Consider the following 24,832-nt stretch of genomic DNA (forward strand, 5'->3'; position numbering starts at 1 on the left):
CTCATCAGTGATAACTTTCCTGCCGATTTATTTTAACATTCTGCAAAATGCTCAAGTATAGAATTCTTATGTGAATAGCTTAACCAGATATGGCGTTTTGGACGCAAAGCCTTCTGCATACGAAATCAGTTTGCGTTGACCCAACAATGAGTCGCGAGCTTTTACGCGTTCCACATATCCCTGATTTAAGGGTGTGGATACTGTATCCTTTCCAGGTGCTGCCTGAAATTGCGAAGCATAACTCAACAAAGACCGTTCTTTGGCTTCATAATGCTCGGTGATATCCACAATTAAATCCGTTCTGCCAATATCATTAATAAAATAAAAATATAATTGCTCTACCTGTACCGCAGGATTTTCTGGCATAAAACGTCGCAACTTGGCGTTAAATACCGCTTCCTCCACTAACTTACTGCACATGACATGGTCTGGATGCCGATCCTCCCAATAAGGAGCAAATACGACTTTCGGTGCATGGCGCCGTATTTCTGCTGTAACTGCAGCTACATGTTCTGGAGTTACATATAATCCACGATCCGGCAGACCTAGATTCGTCCGCACGGCAAGTCCGAGTACTTTTGCAGCGTGTTCTGCCTCTGCCATACGAGTATCCACATCACCATTGGATGACATTTCAGCCCGCGTCAAATCGCACACGCCCACCTTTAAACCAGCGGCTGTATGCTTGGCAATCGTGCCTCCCATTCCTATTTCTGCATCGTCGGCATGAGCTCCGAAAATCAAGATGTCCAGTGTCATTTTATATCACCTTGCTGGTCAATCCCCGGTTTATATTTATGTACCAGCTCACGCCAAGCAAAATCGCCACGGTCTAGCGCCTTAACCAGTATTTCAGCAGTTGCAACGTTGGTTGCCAGAGGAATCCCTTGTACATCACACAGACGTAACAGGGCGCTAATATCCGGCTCATGCGGCTGGGCCATAAGCGGATCACGCAAGAATATAATCAAGTCCATGTCATTTTGTGCAACCATAGCCCCGATTTGCTGATCTCCTCCAAGCGGACCGGACATGAAACGGTGAATTTGAAGCTTGGTTTGCTCCATAATGCGCAGACCTGTTGTACCTGTTGAAAATAACTGGTGATCTGTAAAAACATGCTCATAGGCCGTTATGAAATTTACCATTTCATCCTTTTTTCGGTCATGCGCTATAAATGCAATCTTTAACATTCAAAGTTCCTCCTGCCTCATTCTATAATTTCGTTCGTCAAATCATTCGCGTATTCTTAATCGATGTAATGCTCAAATCCATATACAAGCCCTGGCTGCTCCATGACCTTCTGAATACCGATTTTAACACCCGGCATATAGCCCGCTCGTTCATAAGAATCCTGACGAATTTTCAGAGATTGTCCAAACCCTCCGAAGATTACTTCTTGCTGTGCGAACACACCGGGAAGACGGACACTATGAACACGGAACCCTTGATAGTACCCCCCCCGTGATCCTTCTAACGTTTCTTCCTCTTCCGGGTTACCCTGTCGTAGCTCTTCACGCTGTTCGGCGATCAGCTCTGCGGTCTTAATAGCTGTGCCCGATGGCGCGTCCAATTTTTGGTCACCATGATACTCGATGATTTCCAGATGTGGGAAGTATTTCGCTGCCTGAGCCGCAAACCGCATCATCAAAATGACTCCAATCGAAAAGTTCGGCGCGATCAGACCACCAATTTGCTGCTCACGACACTGCTTGTCCAGTTCATTAATCTGTTCGGGGGTAAACCCTGTCGTTCCGATAACCGGACGTACTCCATACTTGATAGCAAGCGCTGTATGTGCGTACGCAAAACGCGGCCCCGTAAAATCGACCATGACATCCGCTCTACTATCCAGTAAAGCCTGCTCCACGTCCTCCACAATAGCGATACCCGCTTCCGGTAATCCGACGAGAAGGCCGGCATCACTGCCGGCATGTGTTCTGTTCACTGCGGCCACAAGCTGTAGTTCCTCATCCTGAAGAACCAATTTGACAACTTCACGGCCCATACGCCCTGCTGCTCCTACAACAGCCACTTTTATTGGTTCTGACATATCCCTACAACTCCTTATGCATCCATTTGTGTTAGATCTGTTCATTCATCTGCTGGCATAACTTCTTCATGAGGTTGGCAAGCTGCACATTGTGAGGAAACAGTGCAGCCGCCTCGCGAGCAGCCTGCACAGCTAGCTTATACTCATTCAATTCATCATAAATCAATGCGAGCAGCAAAAAAGCATCCCCACATAACGGATCGAGGGCTATTGCTCGTTCCAGTAGCAAAATCGCATCCTGACGCACCTGTGCCGTAGCTCTGTCGACATCCAGCATTTTTCTGGCCTTCTCCGTATGCTGCCTGGCTTCCTGCGCATGCAGATGGAGAACATATTCATCCTGCTGTGGAGCGAGACGAACCGCATGCTCTGCATATGCGAGAGCCTGCTCCAAACGACCACTACGAGCATAGGTAACCGAGCACCGGAAATAATGCTCCGCATGATCAGGCTGGGCTGAAATTGCTTTTTCAAACCATTCCACGGCCTGCTCAAAATCGTTCTGCAAAATGCACTGATAAGCTTTCTGAACGTATTCCTCCGCCTTCATGACACTGCACCTCCGGGTAACCGGTTTGGTACAGCATATGTACAAAACGCCTAATCGGTGTCCTTTTTGGTCCAGCGATTCGCGTCACGCGTGTTAAATTTTTGCATGACCTTATCATGAGCCTCGGTCAAATTTATACCTAGCGAGTTCGCAAAGCAAACTGTGATGAACAAAATGTCTCCCAGCTCCAGCTCAATCGAATTGTCCGCCTCATCCGTTTTTTTCGGTTTCTCACCAAAGGAGTGATTGACTTCCCTCGCCAGTTCCCCGACTTCCTCAGACATCCGGGCCAACATCGCCAAAGGGCTAAAATACCCTTCCTTAAATTGAGATATATACTGGTCTACCTCACGTTGAATTTCATCTAATGATTTTTCCATGAAACACGCAATCCCCCCATGTGCAGGTTTATTCATATGTTATCGTAAAGCACATTTTAAAACAAATTTTTTTTAATTGTGTACTTATGATCCCAACTTACAGTCATCAGTCTTTTAAAGCTACCGTAAAAAGGTATACTACATATAAGGAACTGCGATTTAGCAAAATCAGCATGAAATCGTTCTTCCTTAAACTGCTACTGCGAGGGATCATATGAAGATATCCAAGTCCATGGAACAGCTTAAACTGATTTTACCCATTGTGCTCGGGACCGCCATCTATGCATTCGGTCTGCTTTATTTTATAATACCCAGTAAACTGATGGAAGGTGGTATTACAGGAATCACCCTGCTGCTCAATTATGCTTTTTCGATTTCACCCTCTCTCTCCACATTACTGCTGAACATTCCTTTATTTTTAATTGGGTGGAAAATGCTTGGGGGCAAGCAAATTCTATATACAGGGGTAGGTATCGGGTCGCTCACTTTTTTTCTGTGGTTGTATGAAAAAATGATTCATTTCGGATGGATGGGAACATTTCAAACTGAACACGATTTTATACTTTCTTCATTATATGCGGGGGTTACGCTTGGGGCCGGATTAGGTATTGTGTTCCGCTTTGGCGGCACCACGGGCGGCTCGGATATAATCGCTCGTATTCTAAACCGGAAGTTTGGCTGGAGTATGGGAAGGATTCTGCTGGTCATTGATATCGTCATTATCGGTGCTTCACTACTTTACATACCAAAAGAAAAAATTCTATATACATTAGTCGCCGTGTTCATCGCGTCCAAAATTATTGATTTTATACAAGAAGGGGCCTATTCTGCCAAAGCCTTTATGATTATCAGCGACCACACGATGGACATTGCGGATATTATTATTAGGGACATGGATCGTGGAGTTACTATTATTCCGGCTGTAGGTGCATTTTCCAAGCAGGCCAAGCATGTTGCCTATTGTGTCGTGCCTCGTCAGGAAATACGACGTTTGCACCAAATTGTTAAATCGGTTGATCCACGGGCGTTTATTATCATACAGGATGTGCATGATGTACATGGAGAGGGGTTCAAAGAGGAATAGCCCGGAAATCCGGGCGATGGGCTAACCTATATGGATGGCTCAGCAGCCAACGACGCGAATATTCGAATTTTGCATCGTTATCCAGAGAAACCAGCTCGATATTTACGATAACCTGCATAGGCCAGCGCCAGCAGAACAATCATGCCGATTGCCAATTCTGCCCGGCGCTCACTTTCACGCGGGATAAATGGCGCCAGGGCAGTAGCGTCTTTTTCACGTCCAAACAAGGCATTAAACGTCGGATTTCCCTGATCCAACGCCCCTCTAATCGCTGAGGCATCTGCATTTTGCTGATCCCCCAATCCTTTGACGTAGGAAATCCATGAATCAGCCCGGACAACTTCACTTGTTCTGCCATGAATCAATGCTGCTGTACGGATCGTCTCATAGTGGTCCTCCAGCACCGCGGCTCCAGCTTTGAAACCCTTCATGTTGCCTTTAGCAAACTGGCTGTTCAAGCCACTAACATCTTCTTTTAAAATCTTATAATACTGCTGCCATAAGGGCTGACGCGGATGTGCAAGCGCATCTGTCGCAAGTCGTAAATTGGCCGCAGCCTTCACCCATTCATCCGGTGATGCTTGGACGGACTGTATAGCTTGCTGCACCTCAAGGATGCTGCCGGACAAAGCATGAATGGCCTCTACAGATAACGCTGCCTGCACCTGTCCAGTGCCAAACCATCGACTCACTTCGGCTACATCCGCGCGCGCTTTTTCAATGTTCCCGTCCATCACATCCCGGTACAGTATCGCAGCTGCATGATCCAGTTCCTCAATCTCTTTTGTATTTCCTACGGGTTTTGACTGATCACGCGCTTCTGCCACACCTGGAGGGACGCAGACGGACAGCAGCAGGACCATAGTTAAAACAACACTCGAAACAATACGTATCATAATTTGAAACGCCTGACCCCTAATCATGGGACATCCCTCCTCACCTTACTGTATGGCAAGGTTACCGAGACTAGAACTTGCTTTAGGACAAATGGTATCCCCCTCAAAATTTGCAACCACAATCGTGTCATATTGAGGTATATACATAAATTTAACTTTAAAAAACGAGATGCCATAGAATAAGACCAGCCAATCACTACTTTTCGCAGCAAAAAGTGAATACGGATTTAATCTAGCGCTTTTATTTTTCAGTAAATTTAAATCCGACTGCTCCTCTATGTTCAATTTCTCAACTTTAATATCTACGTTGTTTGCGGTTACTTTCCGTTTTAATTGATATTCTTGTGCCAAAACAAACCCGAATTTAGGGTGAAAATTCTTCACCCTATCATTGCGAACAAATACATAGCATCACAGTTGCCCTGCCGTACGTAAGGGATATATTTATCATTCCAAAAGCCCAATTGATACCAAGCTTCAAAATCAAAGCCAAAACTTTGTTTGGCTAAATGATTAAAGGTCTTTCTTATTTTATGATCATCACGGTTCCTTTTTTAAATATATATTCTTTTTGGTTTATAACAATGTTCATCTCTATTTCTCCACTTCTACTCCCATTCGATTGCGCGCAAACATGGCAAGCCATGCCGCTATGACACTGACAAGGGTCAGCATATAGGTAAAAGCACGCACTTGCGGTACATCATCCGTTAGCGTCTTCGGAAGATACGGATATATACCAAATGTATAATCCATTGTATCATTTAACAATGTCCAGAGTGTGGCTAGGCATAAAGCAGTCCATTTGCAGGTGAAAAAACGCACGAACAGCAGTGCTTCGACCGCCATTGCCGTGTGAGATGCCACCAGCATCCAATCCTGCCATATCATATGTCCCCCCTGCGCAACTCCCCAAAAAATAATAGCTGAAGCCCAGATGCCATATTTTACACTCGTGACAACAGCCAACGCCTCGATGATCTGGCGAATGACCTTCAAACTCTTGAGACGCGGAGAATAGAGCAAAAATGCTATAGAGATCGTAAAAAACAGACTCGCCGTTGGACTATCAGGCACAAATACAATCTGCCACATTGGGTGATAATTTAGTGTATATTCCAACTGCCCCCCATACCATATGTACCCATACACCGTTCCAACCAGATTACACCAGAACAGCAGCCACAAAAAAGGCCGGCTCGTCAAGAACGACCGGCTCCACAAATAAGGTAACGACACGTCCTTCATCCTCCGTTCATACGACAGTTGCCTTGTACAGGTCCCATCCTACAAAGACTATATCATATCCAAGCGTATCAAAAAAACCTGACCGCCGCTACAGTCAGGTTTGATGATCATAATCTTGAACTAAAGATTCGTCTGAAATCCAACTTAGGATTCCTAAGATTGTTCTAACTCATTGCTTTCAGCTCATCCGTAAGATGACGAAAAGCTACTTCATCTCCGGAGGCTAGCGCCTCATCAATATCCTTGTAGAGTTTTTCACTCCGGTGTTTACGTAATGCCTCGTCCAAAACCATTTCAGCAGACAGGCCCAACATTACTTCATAAGTAACCTTCATTTTATCCATAGGATGCACCTCCAACATGAGTTTAAGAGATCCTATATTCTTTTCCTTTCGCCACATAGCTGAGTGCCGTTCGTGACATCCGCTGCAAATCTGCATCTGTCAATTCGCGCACCACTTTGGCAGGTGTACCGAGAGAAAGAGTATAGGGTGGTATTTTGGTATTTTCCGTAACGACCGACCCTGCTCCTATTAAAGCATATTCACCAAGCTCCGCTCCGTTGAGTACAATGGCCCCCATACCGATTAAAGTGCCTTTGCCTACCGTACAACCGTGGATTATTGCAGCATGACCTACCGAAATATCATCCGCCAGCAACAGGGGCTGATCCGTGTTCACATGTCCCACGACACCGTCCTGAATATTGCAGCGTTCACCGATGATGATAGGCGCCATATCTCCGCGCAGTACGGCATTAAACCATACAGAGGAATCTTGACCGATCGTTACTTTTCCGACAATTTTTGCTCCTTCTGCCATATAGACAGATGAATGGAGCTGTGGCATGTTTCCGTTATAGTGAATCAGCAACAACTTCACCCTCTCATTTTGGGTGAAATTCTATCAACATGTGTGCTGCTTGTCAATGGAGCCGTATACCCGAGTCGTTCCGCCCAATGCGGCACTCTCCCGCCAACTTCAGCCCCCAGGCCGTCATCTGTACAGATGGTCCCGTCGAATGTTCACCCTGACGAAGCATACCCAAGTGAAGCATCATTCGTATAATCCTCTGATCAAAGACCGAACGGGGCGTATCATAGTAAAACGGTCGAATCAGTGGGCCGATATGTACAAAAAGCGACTCTGAGGACGTCCAGGGCCTGGCACATTCTCCAATCCAATAGACTAGAGACAGCAAATTAGGAACGGCTCCTTTATACAATCTTAACCAAAACCTGAATAGCTGTATCATTTCTTCCTCAATTGTATGCTCCTGATGCACTTCTCCCTTTGCCGTCAGCACAACTTGGTCCCCTTTCTCCTCAATGTACTTGGAGTGACGGGCATAATCATAAAGTAGTGCCATTCGGTCTGGATAAAACTTAAAAGAGGAGCCATACCCGAAACGCCATCCTCCCTTACCCAAAAGCGGCTCCGCAATGTGCAAATGTTCCATCAGCTGCTGCTGATTGCGACGATACCAAGCTCCCTCGGGATTTAGCGGAACCTCATGCTGCCCCATGTATTGAAGGAAAAGCCGTAAATCCTCTGCTAGCAGATGCCCTTCATCCCGGTACGACGACGGTTCGCTTACCCGGGTCATTCCGTTTTGGAAGTCATGTACCATAACACGTCGAAAGCGCTCCTTCATATCCAACGGAATTTGGAACAAATACCTCGTATTGTGCGTCGAACCGTTGAACAACCAGCCACTAGAACGCAGACGGGTCACAATATCCCTTGGCCGCTCACCAGGATTCTCGTCCTCCTCAACAGACTGTTTGGCTATTGCAATCAATTCCTCCATGCTGAAATACGGTCGGTCATCGAACAGCAACGCGTTCAAAAACCTTACCTCTGACAACCTCAGCTCCTTGACCTGCGTCTCAAAAAAACTACTGCTGCCGAGCTTCGTCAAAATCCCCTGGATCAACTCATGTTTGGAATTAGGTTTACAGTCACAATCGTAATACACCGCGATTCTGTTCAAATGCACAATATCCGCAAATGTCAGCATATCCGCCAGATTCATTGTTCCATCGCCTCGTCACTGGACTGTCATCCGGAATTGATTCTTACCTGTTGTACCCACAGCTTTGACGGATTGTTCAGACTCTAAACCTCTTTTTTGCAAAGGTATAATTAAAAAACAAAAAAGACCACGACTCCTACGATAAGTAGAAGCCTTGGTCTTTTACTAACTTTTTGAGTTACAGTCACTTTTCTCTTGCAAATGCTTCGTGCAATTATACAAAAGTGGTGCCCAATCCATATCCTCACGCTGGAGTACACTAAGTGACAAATTGCCGATTCGTTCCGTGAATTTTTCCTGATACAGAGCCTTATACAAATTAGCCAAAAAACCGCCGTGGGAAACGACCAGCAGATTCTTGTCCCGATTTTCCGTCCAAATGGCTTCCATAAAAGCTAGTCCGCGAAGCTGAAGATCCGCATCGCTTTCCTGCCCTAGATCCAGCAGATGCCAGTCGACTCCCCACTTCTCTTCACGCTCGGCCTGGGTCATGCCCTCGACCTGACCATAAGCACGTTCTCTTAGTCGATCATCAGGCTCTAACAACGGGAGATGCAGAGCAGAAGCAATAATCTCCCCGGTCTCTTTCGCTCTGGAGAGACTACTTGTAATAAGCCCGTCCCAATGATAAGGTTCTTCCTTTAATCGTTCTGCCAGCAAGCGTGCCTGCCGACGCCCTTCCTCATTCAACGGAATATCACTGTGACCCTGGATTTTCCCTACCGCATTCCAATCCGTCAATCCATGTCTGATCAAGCCAATAAGCATCGTGTCGTTTCCTCCGCTGTTTTGTTATTCAGGCATTGTTATGAATTCATATTGGAGCCCAGCTGTCCTGCTAATTTCTGACCCTTCTCGCCCGATGGATCCAGCCCAGAGAAAATAAAGCAAGCGCAAGTGCCAATACAGACAACAACATCCAGTATTGCGGATAAGTAGGAACAATGCTAGCAACCAGCGGGTCCATAATGCCACTATTCACATCTTTAATGTGGTATTGATATTGTGGAGATGTACTTGTAGTTTCCAACAGGCCTGTCGGTAAAATACCTGTGTCCATGACAGGAGCTGCTTGAGGGGGATTTTCCTGAGAGGAGCTTCCGTTCCAGTTCAAAAACAAAAAGCTACATAAAAATACGGCCAAGAAGCCGGCGATCCATACAGACATATACTTACGGGCTGCTGGGTTCACACGCGCACGTCGATGCTCGCCCGGAACAAGCCACGGTGATTCTTCATAAATTCGATCCATGACTCTGCGATTCATTGCCTCTAGCTTATCATCTGTTATTTCAAAGGAAATATCACGAATGGCGGACCGATTTTCTTTTGACAAATTCCACTCTTTTTCTTCCGAACCATGCTCCCACCCAGCAGACGAGCTTTTGGCCCGTCTGCGCTCCGAGTCTTGTTTCGATACATTTTTGCCTGTAGCGAACAAATCCTCAGTGTCCCTGGATTTCATTGGCTGCTCATCCCTTCGTTTTCCTCATAGAGAGGCTCAAAAAAATAAGGCTCCAACTGCGTCTTCACACTGGATCTTGCCCGGAAAAGCAATGACTTCACTGCACTGACCGTCTGTCCTAAAATAGTCGCAATCTCCTGATAATCCAATTGCTCATATTCACGCAATATCAGTGCAGATCGCTGCTTCTCAGGCAATCTATTGATCGCTTCACGAACCATTTCTACCTTCTCGCCGCGAAGGACAGCCTGCTCCGGAATTACATCCGATGGAGCTACTGGTACATAACCGCTCTCCTCCAATGGAACCTGACCGCTACGGTGCTTGCGAAGCTCACTTAGCACCGTATTACGTGCAATCGTATATAACCAAGTGGAAAACGATGCGTCTACCTCGCGAAAAGAATGCAGGCTCCGATACGCTTTATAAAACGTTTCTGAGCACAAGTCCTCAGCAATCATTTCCAGGTTCGAACTTTTCAGCATATGATAAACAAAAGCTAAAATTTTACGTTGGTGCCGCCTCATTAATTCTGAATAAACCTCAACATTACCTTGTTTGATTTCCTGAATCATCTGGGAATCTGTCATCATCCGAGTGAGACCCTCCTCGCCCATACATGTGCTGTTTTCCCGTTCGATTCTGTCTATATATACCGAACAGGTCAAAAAAAGTTGCGCCCTCTGCGCAAATGGATGAAACAGCATCATGGAACATTTATTATTTTCTTACCCTATGTAGTGCCAACATTAACGGTGCTATCCCCAACAATATTCAACATCCAAAATGGACTTACCCATTGTACCACAAAATGTCCATCAGTAAAAAAGTCCAAAATCCCCACGATTTCTATCAATGCCTCCCTAACGCTGGTACCTGATTCATTTATACAGCTTTTCAGGGGATTTTAGATTTTTTCAAGATTAAATGACAAACCCATTGAAAGTGTTCTATTCAAATGCATCAATAAGGATAAATACACATAAAGAAAACGCTTTAAAAAAAATATTGACAAAATGAAAACGTATACATATAATAAAAGTACAGTATGGTTTCTCTCCACTCCTATCCTACTCAGCTACTTCACTAAAAGTAGCTACCACCCGGGGCTTTACCCGGGTGGTCTTTTTTTGTTTTCCAATACTCCTCTTTACCTTACTCACCTACCCCATATGTAGGTTGATAAAATACATCAATATTTTACCAATTATTTGGTTGTCCCATTAAAACACATTATTATATAATTAATTTTTTCAATAGATAGGGGGCAGGAAATGAATAATAAGTGGAACAAGGCTGTATATAAGATTTGGTCTCCAATTTATGATAACTTTTTCAATTCAGGTAGCTTCCTCAATTCTAGAAAGATCATATTTCAAGAAAAGTCATTTAATAGCGAGCAAAAAATACTTTTTGTAGGTGTAGGAACTGGAGCAGATTTAGAATTAATAAATCACTACGGGCTGGATATTACTGCCATAGATTATTCACCTGAAATGCTTAACAAAGCAAAGGGTAAATTTACCAACAAATCCATAAAATTCTTGGAAATGGACGCTCAACAAATGAATTTTATGGATGAGCAATTTGATATAGTAGTAGGAAGTTTAATTCTCTCAGTAGTACCTAACGCAAATAAATGCTTCGATGAGATGGTGCGGGTTTTGAAAAAAGACGGGGAAATTATTATTTTCGATAAGTTTTCTCCTAAAGGAAAAAAGCCCTCATTATTCAAAAAAACGATAAGGCCCGTTATTAAGGTGTTAGGAACCGATATAGGGTTGAATTTTGAAGAACTGCTTGAAACCCAAAAAACAAAACTGCGGATCAAAGAGGATGCACCTATAATGTTCAACGGTATGTATAGAAAGATAGTAATTACAAAATAACGCGTAGCTCCACTACCTCTTCAAGTAACAAAAAAGCGAGCGAAGAGAACCTTCACCCGCTTTAGATCTTTTCTTACTACTTCACTCCCAGAAAGTGTGGTGCTTTTAAGGCGGTCCATAGCGTAGAGGTTCATTTGAATCTGGAGAAGCGTAGCGTTCGCCTTTGCCGCCGGATTTTCCCATTAAAGAATCTGATCGAAAAAAATCCGGCGGCAAGAGCGATCGTAAGATCAAATGAATCGCGAAGCGGCCTCCTTAACGAACATCTCACTTTCCTTCCTATACCACCACTTTATACCCCATCGAATCCAGCAGAATCTTGGCACGCTCCCAATCCTGCTCTTGACGGAAGGAAAGCCGCATGATGCCTGGGACATCCTCCCGGCTTTCAATGATTTGCATATTGCTCAGATTAATGCTGTGATTACCGAGTTCCATAGCAATTCGCCCGATAATCCCTGGGGTATCCGGTACATCAATATACAGATCAAACGTGGAGACGATGACTCCTTTGCGACGCTCTGGCAGTTCACTGCGGAAGTGCCCAGCTGTCAAAAACTCGTCAGCTATTCCCTCACCGTCTTGTATTCTCAGTAAATGGGTAAAACGCTCAATCTGTTCGTTCCATTCTTCCAACAGGCCTAGTAAAACTTCACGATTGCTCAGTAAGATGTCCCGCCACACAACCGGATCACTAGAGGCTATCCGTGTAATATCACGGAACCCGCCCGCAGCCAATGTACGGTACAACGGATTTTCATCATTGTGCTTTCGCACCTGATTCACCAGCGCCGCTGCAATAATGTGCGGAAGATGGCTAATCGCACCGACAATATCATCATGCATATCAGGTTGGACACGCACAACATGAGCACTAGTATATTTTAATAAACGTTCCAGTGAACTGTATGCTTCCTCAGGCACACCCTCTGCCGGGGAAAGCACATAATATGCGTTTTCAAATAACAATGCGGAAGCTGCCTTTACACCGGAACGCTCCGAACCGGCCATCGGATGACCACCGATAAAGTAAGCGTTGCGCAAAGAAATTTCTGATGCTTTTTTGGCAATTGCCGATTTCGTGCTGCCTACATCAGTAATAATACAACCCGTTTTAAGCGGTAGCTTGCTTAACAGTTCGAGATAATGTTCCAATAAGCCCACAGGTACGCATAAAAAAATAAAATCGGCATCCTCTGCCGCTTCTTCAACCGAAAGAGTCGCGGTGTCCACGACACCACGGCTTAACATCGGTTCCATCAGTTCAGGGAGATGGGCATGGCCGACAACAGTAATATCCGGCTTCCCTTTAAAACAAAGTGCGAGGGACCCACCAATCAGTCCCACGCCGAAAATGGCAATCTTCATCAATTATCAAATCCCATCTGCGGAAATTATAGGCGTACTTTCGCCGCTTCCGCCCCCAGGACCTGTTCCAGCACACGAATAAACAACTCATTTTGCGGCTGTGATCCAACCGACACCCTAATATATGTCGGATATTTATGATGACCTGCGCGAATAATCACACCTTTACGAAGCAACTCCTGGAATACCTCACCGGATGGACGACGTACATCCAGCATAATAAAATTACCATGTGCCGGGAAAGACTCCAGCCCCAGACGCTTGAGTTCATTTTGCAAATAAGCTCTGCCCTCTGCATTACGATCCCGGCATTCTTGAACAAATTCCTGATCTTCCAAGGCAGCAATGGCCGCAGCCTGTGCTACCCGTGATGTATTAAACGGTTCACGAACCTGATTTATCAAGCGAATGATTGACTCAGCTCCCATACCATAACCAATGCGTAGCGAAGCAAGCCCATAGATTTTGGAGAAGGTGCGTAGTACAACCAGGTTTTCATACGCTGGCAACAAACCAATGCCGTCGGGATACGAGCGATCTGTCACAAACTCGGCGTAGGCTTCATCCAGTACAACCATGATATGCTTTGGTACTTGGTCCAAAAACGCAATCAGCTCTGCTTCGGGTACAATCGTGCCCGTCGGGTTATTTGGATTACAGATCCAAATAATTTTTGTACGGTCATTGATGTGGGACAGCATAGCATCCAGATCATGTACACCGTCACGCAAAGGCACCTCAACTGCAACCGCTCCCTCAATTTCCACATTACTTTTGTATACGGAAAATGTCTGATCGGCCATAATGCTTTCTTCCCCGGGAAGGAGAAAAGCACGCGTAATCAACGCAATTATTTCGTCAGATCCGCAGCCATAGATAAACTGTTCTTCTTTTAAACCCGTCCGTTTAGCTAGTGCCTGTGTCAAAGCTACCGCACTTCCGTCAGGATATACACTAATGTTAGCAAACTCCTGCTGAATGGCCTGTAACACTTTGGGAGAGCTACCATACGGATTTTCGTTCGAGGCGAGCTTGATGACTTCATCGAGTCCCAGCTCACGTTTTACGTCTTCAATCGGTTTACCGGGCTGATATACTGGCAAATGTACAATATGCGGTTTAGGTTGCATACCCCTACCTCCTCTATCCAATCAGAACATATTTATTACTTTCTATTTTGACAGCCATTACTGCTTTAATTGTGCCACAAAATTATGAATTTGCAAAAGACCTTCTTGCCTGCGCGCAGAATCATTCAGCAATGGAATGGCTTCTTCCACCTGACGTACAATAGCACTGCCGACCACAACTCCATCGCAAATGTTTGAAAACCGGGCCACCTGCTCTTGAGTAGAGATCCCAAAACCGACCGCTACCGGAATATCCGTATGCCGTTTGACCTGCGCGATAAAACCCTCTATCCCTTCAAAAAAGGAAGCTCTTTCCCCGGTTACACCCAGCGAGGATACACAGTATACAAATCCTCGGGCCTGACGGACAATTCGCTCGATCCGCTGTTCAGAAGTTGGAGCCACCAGAGGAATCAGATGCACACCCACCTCTGCTGCCCGTCCTCCCAGCTCCTCCGCTTCCTCAAGCGGAAGGTCCGGAATAATCAGACCACTGATACCGTGCTCCTGCAAGCCTGCGAAGAAAGCATCCATACCCATCTGTAATACAGGGTTATAATACGTGAACAGAATAAAAGGCAGGCTTGAACCTGCCGCCCTAGCCAGAGAAGCTGTCTCCATGCACGTGCGGATGGAAATTTGCCGTTTCAGTGCACGCTCAGACGCGCGCTGAATTACAGGACCGTCAGCCAATGGGTCGGAATAGGGTACACCCAGTTCCAATATGTCAGCTCCGGCCGACTCTAACTGCCTAATGATCTCTATTGTAGTATCCACATCCGGGTCGCCTACCGTCAGAAAAGGAATTAATGCCGTTTTGCCTTCATTTTTAAGGCGACCAAACGCCTGATCAATTAAATTCATGACGGATTTCCTCCCAAATACTTGATAATGGAGTCCACATCTTTATCCCCGCGTCCAGACAAACAAATAACGATAATATCATCTGCCGTCAACGTAGGTGCCAGCTTGACGACCTGTGCAACTGCATGTGCCGACTCTAATGCAGGAAGTATTCCTTCGGTACGGCAGAGAAGCTGAAGCGCATCCAGCGCTTCCTGATCGGTAATCGGAACATACTTGGCCCGCTCAATATCTTTCAGGTATGAATGCTCCGGTCCAACACCTGGATAATCCAGTCCAGCCGAGATGGAATGCGCAGGCTGCACTTGTCCGTACTCATCCTGAAGCAGATAACTCATAGAGCCTTGGAAGACCCCTTGTGTTCCCTTGGTCATCGTAGCTGCATGGAATTCCGTTTCGACACCTTTTCCAGCGGCCTCCACGCCAATCAAAGCGACACCCTGATCCTCAATAAAAGGATAAAACATGCCGATGGCATTGCTTCCGCCACCGATCGCTGCCACGATGACATCCGGAAGTCTGCCTTCCTTCTCTAGGATCTGGCGACGTGTTTCATCACCAATCACACGCTGGAAGTCCCGCACCATCATCGGATAAGGATGCGGGCCGACAGCTGAACCCAAAATATAGAACGTATCATGGACATGGCTGACCCAGTAACGCAAAGCTTCATTCCCGGCATCCTTAAGTGTACGTGTACCTGATGTCACCGGAATGACCTCTGCACCCAAAAGCTGCATCCGAAAGACGTTCAGCTGCTGGCGCACAGTATCCTCTTCGCCCATAAACACCTTGCATTCCAATCCGAGCAACGCAGCCACAGTCGCTGTCGCGACACCATGCTGTCCCGCGCCTGTTTCAGCAATGACCTTCTGTTTCCCCATACGCTTCGCCAGCAATCCCTGAGCTAATGCATTATTGATTTTGTGGGCACCGGTATGATTTAAATCTTCGCGCTTCAAGTAAATTTTAGCTCCGCCCAAATGCTGACTCAGACGCTCCGCATGATAAAGTGGCGTTTCCCGACCAGAATAGTCCTTTAGGAGCCCGTTCAACTCTGCTTTAAACTCGGGATCATCCGCGTACTTACGGTAGGATTCCTCCAATTCAATCAGTGCGTTCATCAACGTTTCCGGTACAAAACGTCCTCCAAATGTTCCAAAACGTCCGTTGTTATCAGGTAATTGTGTCATGCCTGCTTCACCCTTTCTACGAATGCTGTGATTTTTGCAATGTCCTTGACTCCGTTCGTCTCTACACCGCTGGATACATCCAGCCCATCGGGATGATACTCATGAACTAGCTTTTCCGCATTATCGGCAGTCAGCCCGCCGGCTACAAACAAAGGAATTCCATGTTGATGAGTCCAAGCCTGATAGGCAGGAATTCGATCCCACGCAAACGTTTTTCCGGAGCCGCCACCATACAGGGGATCGTATGTATCCAGCAGTAAAGCGTCAATTGTCCCGACATAGGCATCCAATTCGTCCGCCGAGCGTTCTAGCTGCCCTTGACTGTCCACAGACCATGCCTTGAATACCTGTATACCAAAACGCTCCCTGATCTCCCGACAGCGCTGCGGACTCTCCTGTCCATGCAGCTGTATGACATCCAAGGGTGCTTTCTCCATCACATCATTTAACAGTGCATCACCAGGGTTCACAAATACACCCACGCTGCGCGGTCTGCTGCCTGAGGTCCATTCATCTAATACGCGAAGCAGCTTTCCAGCCTGTACGCCGTCAATCCGGCGCTTGCTGTCAGCAAACACAAAACCTATATAATCGACCGGTAAGTTTACCATAGATTTTAGCACTTCAACGCTTTGAAGTCCACAAATTTTTACGCCCGTTTTGTTCATGCTTTAACCCCGTCCATCAATTCGGCTACAGCCTGTCCTACATCTTCCTTGCGCATCAGATGCTCCCCCACCAAGATACCGTGTGCACCTACCGAATGCAGATAATTAACATCTTCCGGTCCCGCAATTCCGCTCTCACTGATGAACGTAACCCCTTTAGGAATTAGTGAGATCAGCTCCTCTGTCGTCTGGAGACGAGTCTCGAATGTCCGCAGATTTCGGTTATTTACGCCAATTAAGGTTGCTGTCCCCAGCTCCAGCACCGCTTTAAGCTCCTCACTGTCATGCACCTCTACCAACGCGTCCAGCCCGAGGTCCTTGGCAATCTGTAAAAAAGACCCTAATACACGGGGTTCCAGGATAGCGGCAATCAATAGCACCGCATCCGCTCCCAGCAGACGAGCTTCATATATTTGCCGTTCATCAATGATAAAATCCTTTCGCAGCAGCGGAATCTTCACCTGATCGCGAATTTGCTGTAAATATTCAGGGCTCCCCTGAAAATACGTCACATCTGTCAGTACAGAAATGCAATCCGCTCCTGCTCCCTCATATGCACGTGCAATGTCCACCGGATGGAAATCCGGTCGAATCAGCCCTTTGGATGGGGAAGCCTTCTTCACCTCAGCAATCAGTCCGAGCGGACGATTGCGTCTGCTCGCGATCGCATTTTCGAATCCTCTCGTTGCAGGTAAATCAGCAATTAATCGTTCAGCTTTACTTATTTGAAAATGCTCCTTAAGCTGCTCCACTTCTTGTCGCTTCGTCACCACAATTTTGTCAAGATACATATTGATATTCCCCCGTTGCCTGTATTAATTGATCCAGCTTGGAAAGTGCCAGTCCCGAGTCAATGGCTTCTGCCGCTCGTGCTACTCCGTCCGTCAAGGTAGCCGCTGCACCTGATACATAAATGCACGCTCCTGCATTCGCTAACACAACATCCCGATAAGCTCCATGCTCTCCGTTTAAAATTCGTCGTATGATATCTGCGTTAACCTGTGCGTCGCCGCCCAGCACCTGATCAAGAGAATGCGTCTGCAAGCCCAGATCCGACGGATGAAGCTCGAACGTGTGAACCTTGCCGTCCTTCAGTTCGGATACTCGTGTCGCAGCTGAAATACTAATTTCATCTAGCCCATCCAGACTACTGACAACCATGGCCCGTTTGGAGCCGAGCTGGTTCAATACCTCGGCAATGACTTCCGTTTTGTTGGCATCATAAATGCCCAACAGCTGCCGATCCGCACCAGCCGGATTCGTCAAAGGACCTAGCATATTGAATACCGTCCGCACACCCAGCTCGCGGCGCGGCGCGGCGGCATGCTTCATAGACGGATGATACAGCTGTGCGAATAAAAAGCAGATGCCGATTCGGTCCAGACATGACCTAGCCTGATCACTCGTCAAATGAATGTTGACTCCCAATGCCTCCAGGACATCAGCGCTCCCGGCACGGCCACTTGCAGAACGATTGCCATGCTTTGCTACCCGTACAGACACCGAAGCAGCGATGATCGCGGATATCGTGGAAATATTAAACTTGTGAATCCCTGAACCTCCGGTTCCACATGTGTCCAGCAGACGACCGCTGCCTTCTTCAGCTTGCACTGGACTAGCGTAGCTACGCATAGCCTCGGCAAAACCAGTGATTTCATCTACCGTTTCCCCTTTGAGGCGAAGAGCCGTCAGCAGCCCGCCAATTTGCGCCTGTGTAGCACTTCCACTCATAATCTGTTCCATTACGCTACGGGCCTCCGTACGCGAAAGGTGCTGTCCCTCAATGATCCGGCTTAACCCCACTTGCATCATGTCATGTCGTTCCATTGTCGTCTCCTCCTCAAAATCAGATTTTTGTGTGTTACGGAGTGTACAAATAATCCTGGTTGATGACGCTGTTATAGGGCTGTGTCGTTGCCGGGAACATCACTTCTGCCGTACGGATTGCCTTCAGCAATGCCTTCGCTTTGTTCACCGTCTCCTGATACTCGCTTTCCGGAACCGAGTCCCACACAATTCCAGCGCCTGCCTGGACATAGGCCCGGTTCTTTTTAAACACAATCGTGCGAATCGTAATACAAGCGTCCATATTGCCTGAGAAGCCTAAATATCCAATCGCCCCTGCATAGGGTCCGCGTGCTTCCCGCTCCAACTCAGCAATAATCTCCATGGCTCGTAGCTTCGGAGCCCCCGATACGGTGCCGGCTGGCAGACAAGACAGGAAAGCATCGAAAAAATCTTTGTCCTCCCGTAGCTCACCTGACACATTGGATACAATGTGCATGACATGGGAATAGCGTTCAATCTCCATGAACGTATCGCATTTGACTGTGCCAAACTGTGATACACGGCCCAAATCATTTCTTCCCAAATCGACCAGCATCAGATGTTCTGCACGTTCTTTTTCATCGTTTAACAGTTCTTCAGCAAGTGCCGCATCTTCTGTCTCCGTTACCCCACGCGGTCTCGTTCCTGCAATAGGACGGGTTTCTACCCGGCCGTTTTCCACCTTGACGAGTGCCTCAGGCGAGGTGCCTACGATGATCTCGTCATCCATTTTCAAATAATACATATATGGCGACGGGTTCATCGTGCGCAGCACGCGGTATACCTGTAAAGGAGAGGCCTCTGTATCAATGTGAAAACGCTGGGATAGTACAACCTGAAAAATATCACCGGAGCGGATATACTCCTTCGCCTGCTCTACGTTTGATATAAACTGTTCCTTCGTCATATTGGATTGGATCTCACCTAGTTCCACATCATCAGGAATGGAAGCCGATCCTAATCGCTCAGGCGGGGTCTGCTTGCGCAGATACTGCGCCGTTTCCTCCAACCTGCGTTCCACATCAGCATAAGCAGCACGAATGTCCTCATCGCGAAACCCTTCGCCTATATGAACATTGCCGACCAGCAAAATTTGCTGCTTCACATGATCAAAAACAATGACTTGATCGCAGAACATAAAACGAATATCATCCATATTCAAATCATCTACCGAATGCTCTGGCAGCTTTTCATAGTATTGAAGCAAGTCATATCCAAAAAATCCGATAGCCCCGCCTGTAAATGGAGGCATTTCTTTCAGTTTCGGACTACGGTATTTACGAAGCAATGCTTTGAGCGCTTCAATCGGCTTGTCGTTTAATATTTGCCGTTTACCGTGTTGTTCCAATATCAAACGTCCTTTTTTACCCGAGACCATTAGAAACGGATCTGTACCGATGAATGAATGTCGCGCCCACTGTTGGCCTCCCTCTACACTCTCTAGCAGAAAGGCACGGTCCCGCTCGGCATACCGACGGAAAATCCGAATCGGCGTCTCCATATCAGCCAGCACTTTTTTGTACACAGGAATCAGGTTAAATTCATTCGCCATCGTTATCACTTGCTCCACATGCGGCGTTAACATGAGATCACTTCCTTTCCAAATTGGCGCAGAACCAAAGGAGAGAATATAAAAAAGCCTCTACCGGTAAGGTAGAGGCTGTCAGTTATTGAAATTATAAGAATGCTCCATATGTAAATGACTACAGCAAATAGATAAGTATACACTCATCCCTTTTGTCTAACCGCGCAGGTTGCCTCAAATAAGCTTCTCTGTAGAAGAATATCTCTTCATAGACAAAAGCTTACCTGCTACCGCCGGTCTCTGTAATCTCATATGGAATTGACTAAGGCTGCACTCTTCTCATCTCAACTCTGTCTCTGGCTAACTCTACTCTACTTAACTCTGCTACACACACTATATCTCATGGAATGTTACTTTGGCAACCATCAACTTTAAAAACGGGCACTTATTTCCCTTGGGAAGCCAGATCCGGTCTTAACGCCTGTGCTCCGTTCAAATATACATGTTTAATTTCCCGCTGGGATTTATCGGTGTTCACCTGTACCATCAAACGGATGCACTTGGGTAAACTGCCTGCCACAGGAATTTCTAATGCACACATGAGCGGAACCATATCCCAGCCATCAAGCTGACGAATGGCCTTGGCTGGAAAGGCAGTATCCAGGTCATGGGTCACCGTAATCCATACGTTACTAATATCCTCCGGCTGAATTTCATTGTAGGATACAATTTCCTCCAGTAGTTGGCATGTTGCTTCCAAAATTTCGTTTTCTTCATTATTCACTACGGTCGTCGCGCCACGAATTCCCCGATTGTACATCGTTACGCCCCCTCTTTTAACTGTTCAATAACTTGTCGGATGCAAGAGACGGAAATATCCTTCACAACCTCCACGTGCCCGATGCTACGTGGGACGACAAAAGTAATGCTACCTTCTTTGAACTTTTTGTCATGCATCATCGCGTCCAGCAGCCGATCTGTATCGAGATGTGACGGAAGGGAGGTCGGTAGCCGTAGCGAAGACAACATCTCCTTCGTTTCATCTACCAAAGAAGGAGCTGCCCCCAGCTTCACGCCCAAAAGTGCGGAGCCGACCATACCAATAGAAATGGCTTCCCCGTGTAAAAACTCACCGTATCCCGCAATGGCTTCAATTGCATGACCAATCGTATGACCTAGGTTTAGAATAGCGCGCAAATCATTTTCTCGTTCATCGCGCGACACCACTTCAGCTTTTACGGAACATCCCTTTTCCAGACCGTACTCCAGAGCTGTCGCATCCAGCGCAAGTAAATCAGTCGCATGGTCACGGCACCACTGGGCGAAATCAGCATCCCAGATCAAGCCATGCTTGATCATTTCAGCAAGCCCCGCAGATACCTCACGAGGAGGTAATGTTGACAACGTATCTACGTCATATAACACAAGTTCCGGTTGGTGGAAGGCTCCTATCATATTTTTCGCCAAAGGATGATTAATGCCAACCTTACCGCCCACGCTGCTGTCATGGGCAAGGATCGTAGTGGGGATCTGTACAAACTTGACACCTCTCATATAAGAAGCCGCCACAAATCCAGCCAAATCGCCCACCACACCACCACCAAGTGCAATAACGGCTGAATTGCGATCCAAGCCGCCCTCAATGGCTGCTGTTATGACCTGCTCAAATACAGCAAGCGACTTGGAGGTTTCACCTGGTTTAACGACAAAGGACACTGTCTTGTAGCCAGATGCCTGAAGATTGCTCTCCAATGTTGCCAAGTAGAATCCCGCTACATTTTCGTCAGAAACAATCAACAACGGGCTTTTTTGCGCAATTCCTCGTTCCTTCAACAACTCTCCGGCTCGATGTAACAGCCCTCGTCCGATATGAATAGGATAAGAACGTTCCCCAAGCTGTACCGTCAGCGTACTCATCTTAGTACCGCCCCAGTTGTTCTTCGTAGGATGCAATATTCGCGCGAATCTCTTCAATCGAATCCCCGCCGAATTTTTCTAGCAAAGCTTTCGCAATCTCCCAAGCTACCACATGCTCCATAACTACGCTAGCCGCGGGTACTGCACATGCATCTGAACGCTCAACCTGTGCAGTGAACGCTTCCTTTGTATCAATGTCGACGCTTTGCAGAGGCTTGTAGAGTGTAGGGATCGGCTTCATTACGCCACGAACCACAACTGGCATTCCATTCGTCATGCCACCCTCAAAACCACCCAAACGATTGGTACGACGGTGATATCCACGTTCCTCATCATATAGGATCTCGTCATGCACCTGTGAACCGCGCAATTCACCTGCTTCAAAGCCAATGCCGATTTCCACGCCTTTAAATGCATTAATCGACATGACGCCTTGTGCGATACGTGCATCCAGTTTCCGATCATACTGTACATGACTGCCCAGACCAATCGGAACACCTTCTACAATACATTCCACTACCCCACCGACTGAATCACCTTCTTGCTTGATCAGATCAATGTATGCTTCCATTTTCTTTTCGGTTTCTGGATCGGTTACTCTCACCGAGGAGGCTTCTGTCACGGCAATCAGCTCATCAATCGGCAAATCACGGTAAGGAGCTTCGATTTCCCCAATACGGATGACCTGACCTGCCACCTTGATTCCGAACTCAGCCAGCAATTGACGGGCCAAACCGCCGCATGCCACACGAATTGCTGTTTCGCGTGCACTGGAGCGCTCCAGCACGTTACGAAGATCCTTCAGGTTGTATTTCATTCCGCCATTCAAATCCGCATGACCCGGACGTGGTCGGTGAACCCGACGTTTTTCTTCATCACTGCCTTCAATAGGCTCAATATTCATAATGTTCTGCCAGTGCTTCCAATCGTTATTTTCCACAACCAGCGCAATCGGTGCACCCGTGGTGTAGCCGTGACGTACGCCTCCGGCAATTTTCGCCGTATCTTTTTCAATCTGCATACGCCGACCCCGTCCATATCCTTTCTGACGACGGTGCAGCTGAAAATTCAATTCCTCAAAATCCAATTTTAAATTGCTCGGCATACCCTCTACAATGGCAGTTAGCTGGGGACCATGCGTTTCCCCCGCGGTTAAATAACGTAAACTCATGACGCGTTCCCCCTTTAAACTGTTAAACTGTGCATCGCTAAAATCTTTAACTGTGCTTCATTATAGTATACGCACCTTTCTTTGACAAGAAAAGCCACGTGTATGCAGATAAACAAAAACACGCCTCTTAGCCAAAGGGGCTAAAGGACGTGCTTTGCTGATAAGCCAACCATCAATTACTCAAAGATATAAATAAGTTCCTACAAAACTTTGGATGATATACGCAGGCTTATGCTTTTTTGCGATAAAAAAAGGTTTCCGTCGATTCCAGACCATATTGGTTAGGAGAAAAGATTTGCTCTGTGCTACCGACAAATAACACACCGCCGGGACGAAGACTGGCTGCAAACTTTTGATACAACGTATGTTTGGCCTCTTCTGTAAAATAAATCATTACATTTCGACAGATGATGAGATCATAGCCATCCTCAAACCGATCCAGCAGCAAGTTTTGCTTTTGAAATTTCACGGCTTGTTTTAAACGGTCATCAATTCGATACATCGCACCATCCGGCTTGAAATATTTGCTAGCTACCTGCTCAGGTACATCCTTGAGCGAACGCTCCAAATATTTACCTTCCTTGGCTTTTGCCAATGCACCATCATCAATGTCGGAAGCTGTAATGGAGCAATTTCCTAAAATCCCTTTACCGTCGAGAACCATAGCCAAGCTATAAGGCTCTTCACCAGTCGAGCAGGCCGCACTCCACAGCTTAAGCTTCTGCTTTCCCACAAGCAGTTGTGGCAAGATTGTATCCCGCAGCACTTCCCACCGATTGGGATTTCGCCAAAATTCCGAAACATTGATCGTCATCCGATCCAGAAATTCATAGAATAGAGGTTTTTCCTTCATCATGGCATCATAAAAAGAAACAAAACTGGGAAACCCGTTTTTGTTGCGAAGCGTAGTTAACCGCCTTTTCATCTGTGCTTCTTTGTATTGTGCAAGATCAATACCTGTGCTGTCCTTGATTTTGCGGATAAACGCTGTGTAATCGGGGTCCGTCTGACCCAGTTCCATATCCGTCATGCTACCATCCTTCTTCATACGTAATTAAACTTATACCCAGGTCGCCACACTTTTTTCATACCGAACGGATTCTTCCGGCAGGAAAAAATTTGCAATCTCGCGCTCTGCGCTCTCCGGTGAATCTGAACCATGAATGAGGTTAAACGGTGTATGTGCTGCAAAGTCTCCACGAATTGTGCCCGGAAGAGCTTCGGTTACTTGTGTTTTACCAATCAACAAGCGGGAGAGCGTAACGATGTTATCCCCTTCCCATACCATAGCAAACACAGGGCCTGATGTGATAAAGCCTACAAGCTCTTCAAAAAAAGGCTTGCCCACATGCTCTGCATAATGCCGTTCCGCCTGTTCTCTTGATACTTGCACAAGCTTGCCAGCCGCCATTTTGAAGCCTTTGTCTTCCAGACGACTGATGATACGTCCAATCAGTCCACGTTGTACACCATCCGGTTTAACCATCAAAAAAGTACGATCCATCGGCTCACTCCCAATCCAATCTAATGTATTTATACAGTACTAAACTGTATTGTAACAGAAAGCTT

At 46.6% G+C, this 24,832-nt stretch carries 29 protein-coding genes; 2 read left to right on the forward strand and 27 right to left on the reverse strand.

All coding sequences use genetic code 11. From position 1 onward, the window contains the following. Positions 1-66: 66 nt before the first annotated feature. Genes bshB1 through MHI21_RS14950 form a run of 5 tightly spaced genes read right to left on the reverse strand, consistent with a single transcriptional unit; the run spans position 67 to position 2,983 of the window. Positions 67-759: a bacillithiol biosynthesis deacetylase BshB1 gene (gene bshB1, locus MHI21_RS14930; protein ID WP_061829194.1), complete on the reverse strand. Its 693-nt coding sequence runs from the start codon at positions 757-759 to the stop codon at positions 67-69. Next, the gene (mgsA, locus tag MHI21_RS14935; protein ID WP_013310694.1) at positions 756-1,193 is read right to left on the reverse strand and encodes a methylglyoxal synthase; all 438 of its coding nucleotides are present in this window, start codon (positions 1,191-1,193) and stop codon (positions 756-758) included. The genes bshB1 and mgsA overlap by 4 nt, the downstream gene beginning before the upstream one ends. 56 nt (positions 1,194-1,249) lie before the next feature. Further along, positions 1,250-2,053, reverse strand: a complete 804-nt coding sequence (dapB, locus tag MHI21_RS14940; protein WP_069289816.1) for a 4-hydroxy-tetrahydrodipicolinate reductase — start codon at positions 2,051-2,053, stop codon at positions 1,250-1,252. Positions 2,054-2,084: 31 nt separating this feature from the next. Beyond that, positions 2,085-2,603: a tetratricopeptide repeat protein gene (locus tag MHI21_RS14945; RefSeq protein WP_342418446.1), complete on the reverse strand. Its 519-nt coding sequence runs from the start codon at positions 2,601-2,603 to the stop codon at positions 2,085-2,087. A gap of 50 nt (positions 2,604-2,653) precedes the next feature. Further along, the gene (locus MHI21_RS14950; RefSeq protein ID WP_023989148.1) at positions 2,654-2,983 is read right to left on the reverse strand and encodes a nucleotide pyrophosphohydrolase; all 330 of its coding nucleotides are present in this window, start codon (positions 2,981-2,983) and stop codon (positions 2,654-2,656) included. 214 nt (positions 2,984-3,197) lie between these two features. On the opposite strand from MHI21_RS14950, the gene MHI21_RS14955 reads away from it, so the two are divergent. Beyond that, positions 3,198-4,067, forward strand: coding sequence for a YitT family protein (locus MHI21_RS14955; protein ID WP_069289817.1), 870 nt, complete (start codon positions 3,198-3,200; stop codon positions 4,065-4,067). A gap of 77 nt (positions 4,068-4,144) precedes the next feature. Here the strand turns inward: MHI21_RS14955 and MHI21_RS14960 are convergent, their stop codons facing one another. The 9 genes from MHI21_RS14960 to MHI21_RS15000 all read right to left on the reverse strand — a co-directional run bounded on the left by MHI21_RS14960 (position 4,145) and on the right by MHI21_RS15000 (position 10,304). Further along, positions 4,145-4,990 carry a sporulation protein YpjB gene (locus tag MHI21_RS14960; protein ID WP_342418447.1) on the reverse strand — a complete coding sequence of 282 codons (846 nt, stop codon included), beginning with the start codon at positions 4,988-4,990 and terminating at the stop codon, positions 4,145-4,147. Between the two features lie 18 nt (positions 4,991-5,008). Beyond that, positions 5,009-5,314 (reverse strand): hypothetical protein, encoded by a 306-nt coding sequence (locus tag MHI21_RS14965; RefSeq protein WP_342418448.1) that lies wholly within the window; start codon positions 5,312-5,314, stop codon positions 5,009-5,011. A 243-nt stretch (positions 5,315-5,557) separates the two neighbouring features. Then, positions 5,558-6,202, reverse strand: coding sequence for a DUF1405 domain-containing protein (locus tag MHI21_RS14970; RefSeq protein ID WP_342418449.1), 645 nt, complete (start codon positions 6,200-6,202; stop codon positions 5,558-5,560). A gap of 173 nt (positions 6,203-6,375) precedes the next feature. Then, positions 6,376-6,555 carry an IDEAL domain-containing protein gene (locus MHI21_RS14975; protein ID WP_013371655.1) on the reverse strand — a complete coding sequence of 60 codons (180 nt, stop codon included), beginning with the start codon at positions 6,553-6,555 and terminating at the stop codon, positions 6,376-6,378. Positions 6,556-6,577: 22 nt separating this feature from the next. Beyond that, the gene (locus MHI21_RS14980; protein ID WP_023989153.1) at positions 6,578-7,084 is read right to left on the reverse strand and encodes a gamma carbonic anhydrase family protein; all 507 of its coding nucleotides are present in this window, start codon (positions 7,082-7,084) and stop codon (positions 6,578-6,580) included. A gap of 52 nt (positions 7,085-7,136) precedes the next feature. Next, positions 7,137-8,246 (reverse strand): hypothetical protein, encoded by a 1,110-nt coding sequence (locus MHI21_RS14985; RefSeq protein WP_342418450.1) that lies wholly within the window; start codon positions 8,244-8,246, stop codon positions 7,137-7,139. A gap of 165 nt (positions 8,247-8,411) precedes the next feature. Beyond that, a complete protein-coding gene (locus MHI21_RS14990; protein ID WP_068941607.1) occupies positions 8,412-9,014 on the reverse strand; it encodes a histidine phosphatase family protein in 603 nt (200 codons plus the stop codon). 70 nt (positions 9,015-9,084) lie between these two features. Next, positions 9,085-9,711, reverse strand: coding sequence for an anti-sigma factor (locus MHI21_RS14995; RefSeq protein ID WP_254325417.1), 627 nt, complete (start codon positions 9,709-9,711; stop codon positions 9,085-9,087). After that, a complete protein-coding gene (locus MHI21_RS15000; RefSeq protein WP_172828252.1) occupies positions 9,708-10,304 on the reverse strand; it encodes an RNA polymerase sigma factor in 597 nt (198 codons plus the stop codon). Before MHI21_RS15000 ends, MHI21_RS14995 begins: the two co-directional genes overlap by 4 nt. Positions 10,305-10,985: 681 nt before the next feature. Between MHI21_RS15000 and MHI21_RS15005 the strand changes: the two genes are divergently transcribed. Further along, positions 10,986-11,600, forward strand: a complete 615-nt coding sequence (locus MHI21_RS15005; protein WP_342418451.1) for a class I SAM-dependent methyltransferase — start codon at positions 10,986-10,988, stop codon at positions 11,598-11,600. A 279-nt stretch (positions 11,601-11,879) separates the two neighbouring features. On the opposite strand, the gene MHI21_RS15010 is transcribed toward MHI21_RS15005, so the two are convergent. From MHI21_RS15010 to ndk, 13 genes are all read right to left on the reverse strand, one after another. Next, a complete protein-coding gene (locus MHI21_RS15010; protein ID WP_341163915.1) occupies positions 11,880-12,968 on the reverse strand; it encodes a prephenate dehydrogenase in 1,089 nt (362 codons plus the stop codon). A 26-nt stretch (positions 12,969-12,994) separates the two neighbouring features. Next, positions 12,995-14,098, reverse strand: a complete 1,104-nt coding sequence (gene hisC / locus MHI21_RS15015; RefSeq protein WP_341163916.1) for a histidinol-phosphate transaminase — start codon at positions 14,096-14,098, stop codon at positions 12,995-12,997. 57 nt (positions 14,099-14,155) lie between these two features. Beyond that, a complete protein-coding gene (gene trpA / locus MHI21_RS15020; RefSeq protein WP_023989161.1) occupies positions 14,156-14,962 on the reverse strand; it encodes a tryptophan synthase subunit alpha in 807 nt (268 codons plus the stop codon). Beyond that, positions 14,959-16,155 carry a tryptophan synthase subunit beta gene (trpB, locus tag MHI21_RS15025; protein WP_013310713.1) on the reverse strand — a complete coding sequence of 399 codons (1,197 nt, stop codon included), beginning with the start codon at positions 16,153-16,155 and terminating at the stop codon, positions 14,959-14,961. The genes trpA and trpB overlap by 4 nt, the downstream gene beginning before the upstream one ends. Next, a complete protein-coding gene (locus tag MHI21_RS15030; protein ID WP_341163917.1) occupies positions 16,152-16,823 on the reverse strand; it encodes a phosphoribosylanthranilate isomerase in 672 nt (223 codons plus the stop codon). Before MHI21_RS15030 ends, trpB begins: the two co-directional genes overlap by 4 nt. Next, entirely contained in the window at positions 16,820-17,614 is a 795-nt protein-coding gene (trpC, locus tag MHI21_RS15035; protein WP_069289827.1) for an indole-3-glycerol phosphate synthase TrpC, read from the reverse strand. The genes MHI21_RS15030 and trpC overlap by 4 nt, the downstream gene beginning before the upstream one ends. Then, complete coding sequence (trpD, locus tag MHI21_RS15040) at positions 17,604-18,650, reverse strand: anthranilate phosphoribosyltransferase (protein ID WP_025723078.1); 1,047 nt, start codon at positions 18,648-18,650, stop codon at positions 17,604-17,606. Before trpD ends, trpC begins: the two co-directional genes overlap by 11 nt. 34 nt (positions 18,651-18,684) lie before the next feature. After that, positions 18,685-20,235: an anthranilate synthase component I gene (gene trpE / locus MHI21_RS15045; protein WP_342418452.1), complete on the reverse strand. Its 1,551-nt coding sequence runs from the start codon at positions 20,233-20,235 to the stop codon at positions 18,685-18,687. 385 nt (positions 20,236-20,620) lie between these two features. Next, positions 20,621-20,995, reverse strand: coding sequence for a chorismate mutase (aroH, locus tag MHI21_RS15050; RefSeq protein WP_013310718.1), 375 nt, complete (start codon positions 20,993-20,995; stop codon positions 20,621-20,623). 2 nt (positions 20,996-20,997) lie between these two features. Then, positions 20,998-22,092, reverse strand: a complete 1,095-nt coding sequence (gene aroB / locus MHI21_RS15055) for a 3-dehydroquinate synthase (RefSeq protein ID WP_342418453.1) — start codon at positions 22,090-22,092, stop codon at positions 20,998-21,000. Between the two features lies 1 nt (position 22,093). Further along, the gene (aroC, locus tag MHI21_RS15060) at positions 22,094-23,263 is read right to left on the reverse strand and encodes a chorismate synthase (RefSeq protein WP_013310720.1); all 1,170 of its coding nucleotides are present in this window, start codon (positions 23,261-23,263) and stop codon (positions 22,094-22,096) included. Between the two features lie 229 nt (positions 23,264-23,492). Then, entirely contained in the window at positions 23,493-24,293 is an 801-nt protein-coding gene (locus MHI21_RS15065) for a protein-glutamate O-methyltransferase CheR (protein WP_023989169.1), read from the reverse strand. 30 nt (positions 24,294-24,323) lie between these two features. Beyond that, on the reverse strand, positions 24,324-24,767 hold the full coding sequence (gene ndk, locus MHI21_RS15070; RefSeq protein WP_061829211.1) for a nucleoside-diphosphate kinase: 444 nt from the start codon (positions 24,765-24,767) through the stop codon (positions 24,324-24,326). Positions 24,768-24,832: the final 65 nt, after the last annotated feature.

Source organism: Paenibacillus sp. FSL H8-0168 (assembly GCF_038592955.1).
In the GTDB taxonomy this organism is placed as follows: domain Bacteria; phylum Bacillota; class Bacilli; order Paenibacillales; family Paenibacillaceae; genus Paenibacillus; species Paenibacillus polymyxa_B.

Bases quoted from the DNA above. Each gene is read 5' to 3' on its own strand.
- bshB1 (WP_061829194.1), bottom strand. From the start codon at position 759: ATGACACTGGACATCTTGATTTTCGGAGCTCATGCCGACGATGCAGAA.
- mgsA (WP_013310694.1), bottom strand. From the start codon at position 1,193: ATGTTAAAGATTGCATTTATAGCGCATGACCGAAAAAAGGATGAAATG.
- dapB (WP_069289816.1), bottom strand. From the start codon at position 2,053: ATGTCAGAACCAATAAAAGTGGCTGTTGTAGGAGCAGCAGGGCGTATG.
- MHI21_RS14945 (WP_342418446.1), bottom strand. From the start codon at position 2,603: ATGAAGGCGGAGGAATACGTTCAGAAAGCTTATCAGTGCATTTTGCAG.
- MHI21_RS14950 (WP_023989148.1), bottom strand. From the start codon at position 2,983: ATGGAAAAATCATTAGATGAAATTCAACGTGAGGTAGACCAGTATATA.
- MHI21_RS14955 (WP_069289817.1), top strand. From the start codon at position 3,198: ATGAAGATATCCAAGTCCATGGAACAGCTTAAACTGATTTTACCCATT.
- MHI21_RS14960 (WP_342418447.1), bottom strand. From the start codon at position 4,990: ATGATTAGGGGTCAGGCGTTTCAAATTATGATACGTATTGTTTCGAGT.
- MHI21_RS14975 (WP_013371655.1), bottom strand. From the start codon at position 6,555: ATGGATAAAATGAAGGTTACTTATGAAGTAATGTTGGGCCTGTCTGCT.
- MHI21_RS14985 (WP_342418450.1), bottom strand. From the start codon at position 8,246: ATGAATCTGGCGGATATGCTGACATTTGCGGATATTGTGCATTTGAAC.
- MHI21_RS14990 (WP_068941607.1), bottom strand. From the start codon at position 9,014: ATGCTTATTGGCTTGATCAGACATGGATTGACGGATTGGAATGCGGTA.
- MHI21_RS14995 (WP_254325417.1), bottom strand. From the start codon at position 9,711: ATGAAATCCAGGGACACTGAGGATTTGTTCGCTACAGGCAAAAATGTA.
- MHI21_RS15000 (WP_172828252.1), bottom strand. From the start codon at position 10,304: ATGATGACAGATTCCCAGATGATTCAGGAAATCAAACAAGGTAATGTT.
- MHI21_RS15005 (WP_342418451.1), top strand. From the start codon at position 10,986: ATGAATAATAAGTGGAACAAGGCTGTATATAAGATTTGGTCTCCAATT.
- MHI21_RS15010 (WP_341163915.1), bottom strand. From the start codon at position 12,968: ATGAAGATTGCCATTTTCGGCGTGGGACTGATTGGTGGGTCCCTCGCA.
- hisC (WP_341163916.1), bottom strand. From the start codon at position 14,098: ATGCAACCTAAACCGCATATTGTACATTTGCCAGTATATCAGCCCGGT.
- trpA (WP_023989161.1), bottom strand. From the start codon at position 14,962: ATGAATTTAATTGATCAGGCGTTTGGTCGCCTTAAAAATGAAGGCAAA.
- trpB (WP_013310713.1), bottom strand. From the start codon at position 16,155: ATGACACAATTACCTGATAACAACGGACGTTTTGGAACATTTGGAGGA.
- MHI21_RS15030 (WP_341163917.1), bottom strand. From the start codon at position 16,823: ATGAACAAAACGGGCGTAAAAATTTGTGGACTTCAAAGCGTTGAAGTG.
- trpC (WP_069289827.1), bottom strand. From the start codon at position 17,614: ATGTATCTTGACAAAATTGTGGTGACGAAGCGACAAGAAGTGGAGCAG.
- trpD (WP_025723078.1), bottom strand. From the start codon at position 18,650: ATGGAACGACATGACATGATGCAAGTGGGGTTAAGCCGGATCATTGAG.
- trpE (WP_342418452.1), bottom strand. From the start codon at position 20,235: ATGTTAACGCCGCATGTGGAGCAAGTGATAACGATGGCGAATGAATTT.
- aroH (WP_013310718.1), bottom strand. From the start codon at position 20,995: ATGTACAATCGGGGAATTCGTGGCGCGACGACCGTAGTGAATAATGAA.
- aroB (WP_342418453.1), bottom strand. From the start codon at position 22,092: ATGAGTACGCTGACGGTACAGCTTGGGGAACGTTCTTATCCTATTCAT.
- aroC (WP_013310720.1), bottom strand. From the start codon at position 23,263: ATGAGTTTACGTTATTTAACCGCGGGGGAAACGCATGGTCCCCAGCTA.
- MHI21_RS15065 (WP_023989169.1), bottom strand. From the start codon at position 24,293: ATGACGGATATGGAACTGGGTCAGACGGACCCCGATTACACAGCGTTT.
- ndk (WP_061829211.1), bottom strand. From the start codon at position 24,767: ATGGATCGTACTTTTTTGATGGTTAAACCGGATGGTGTACAACGTGGA.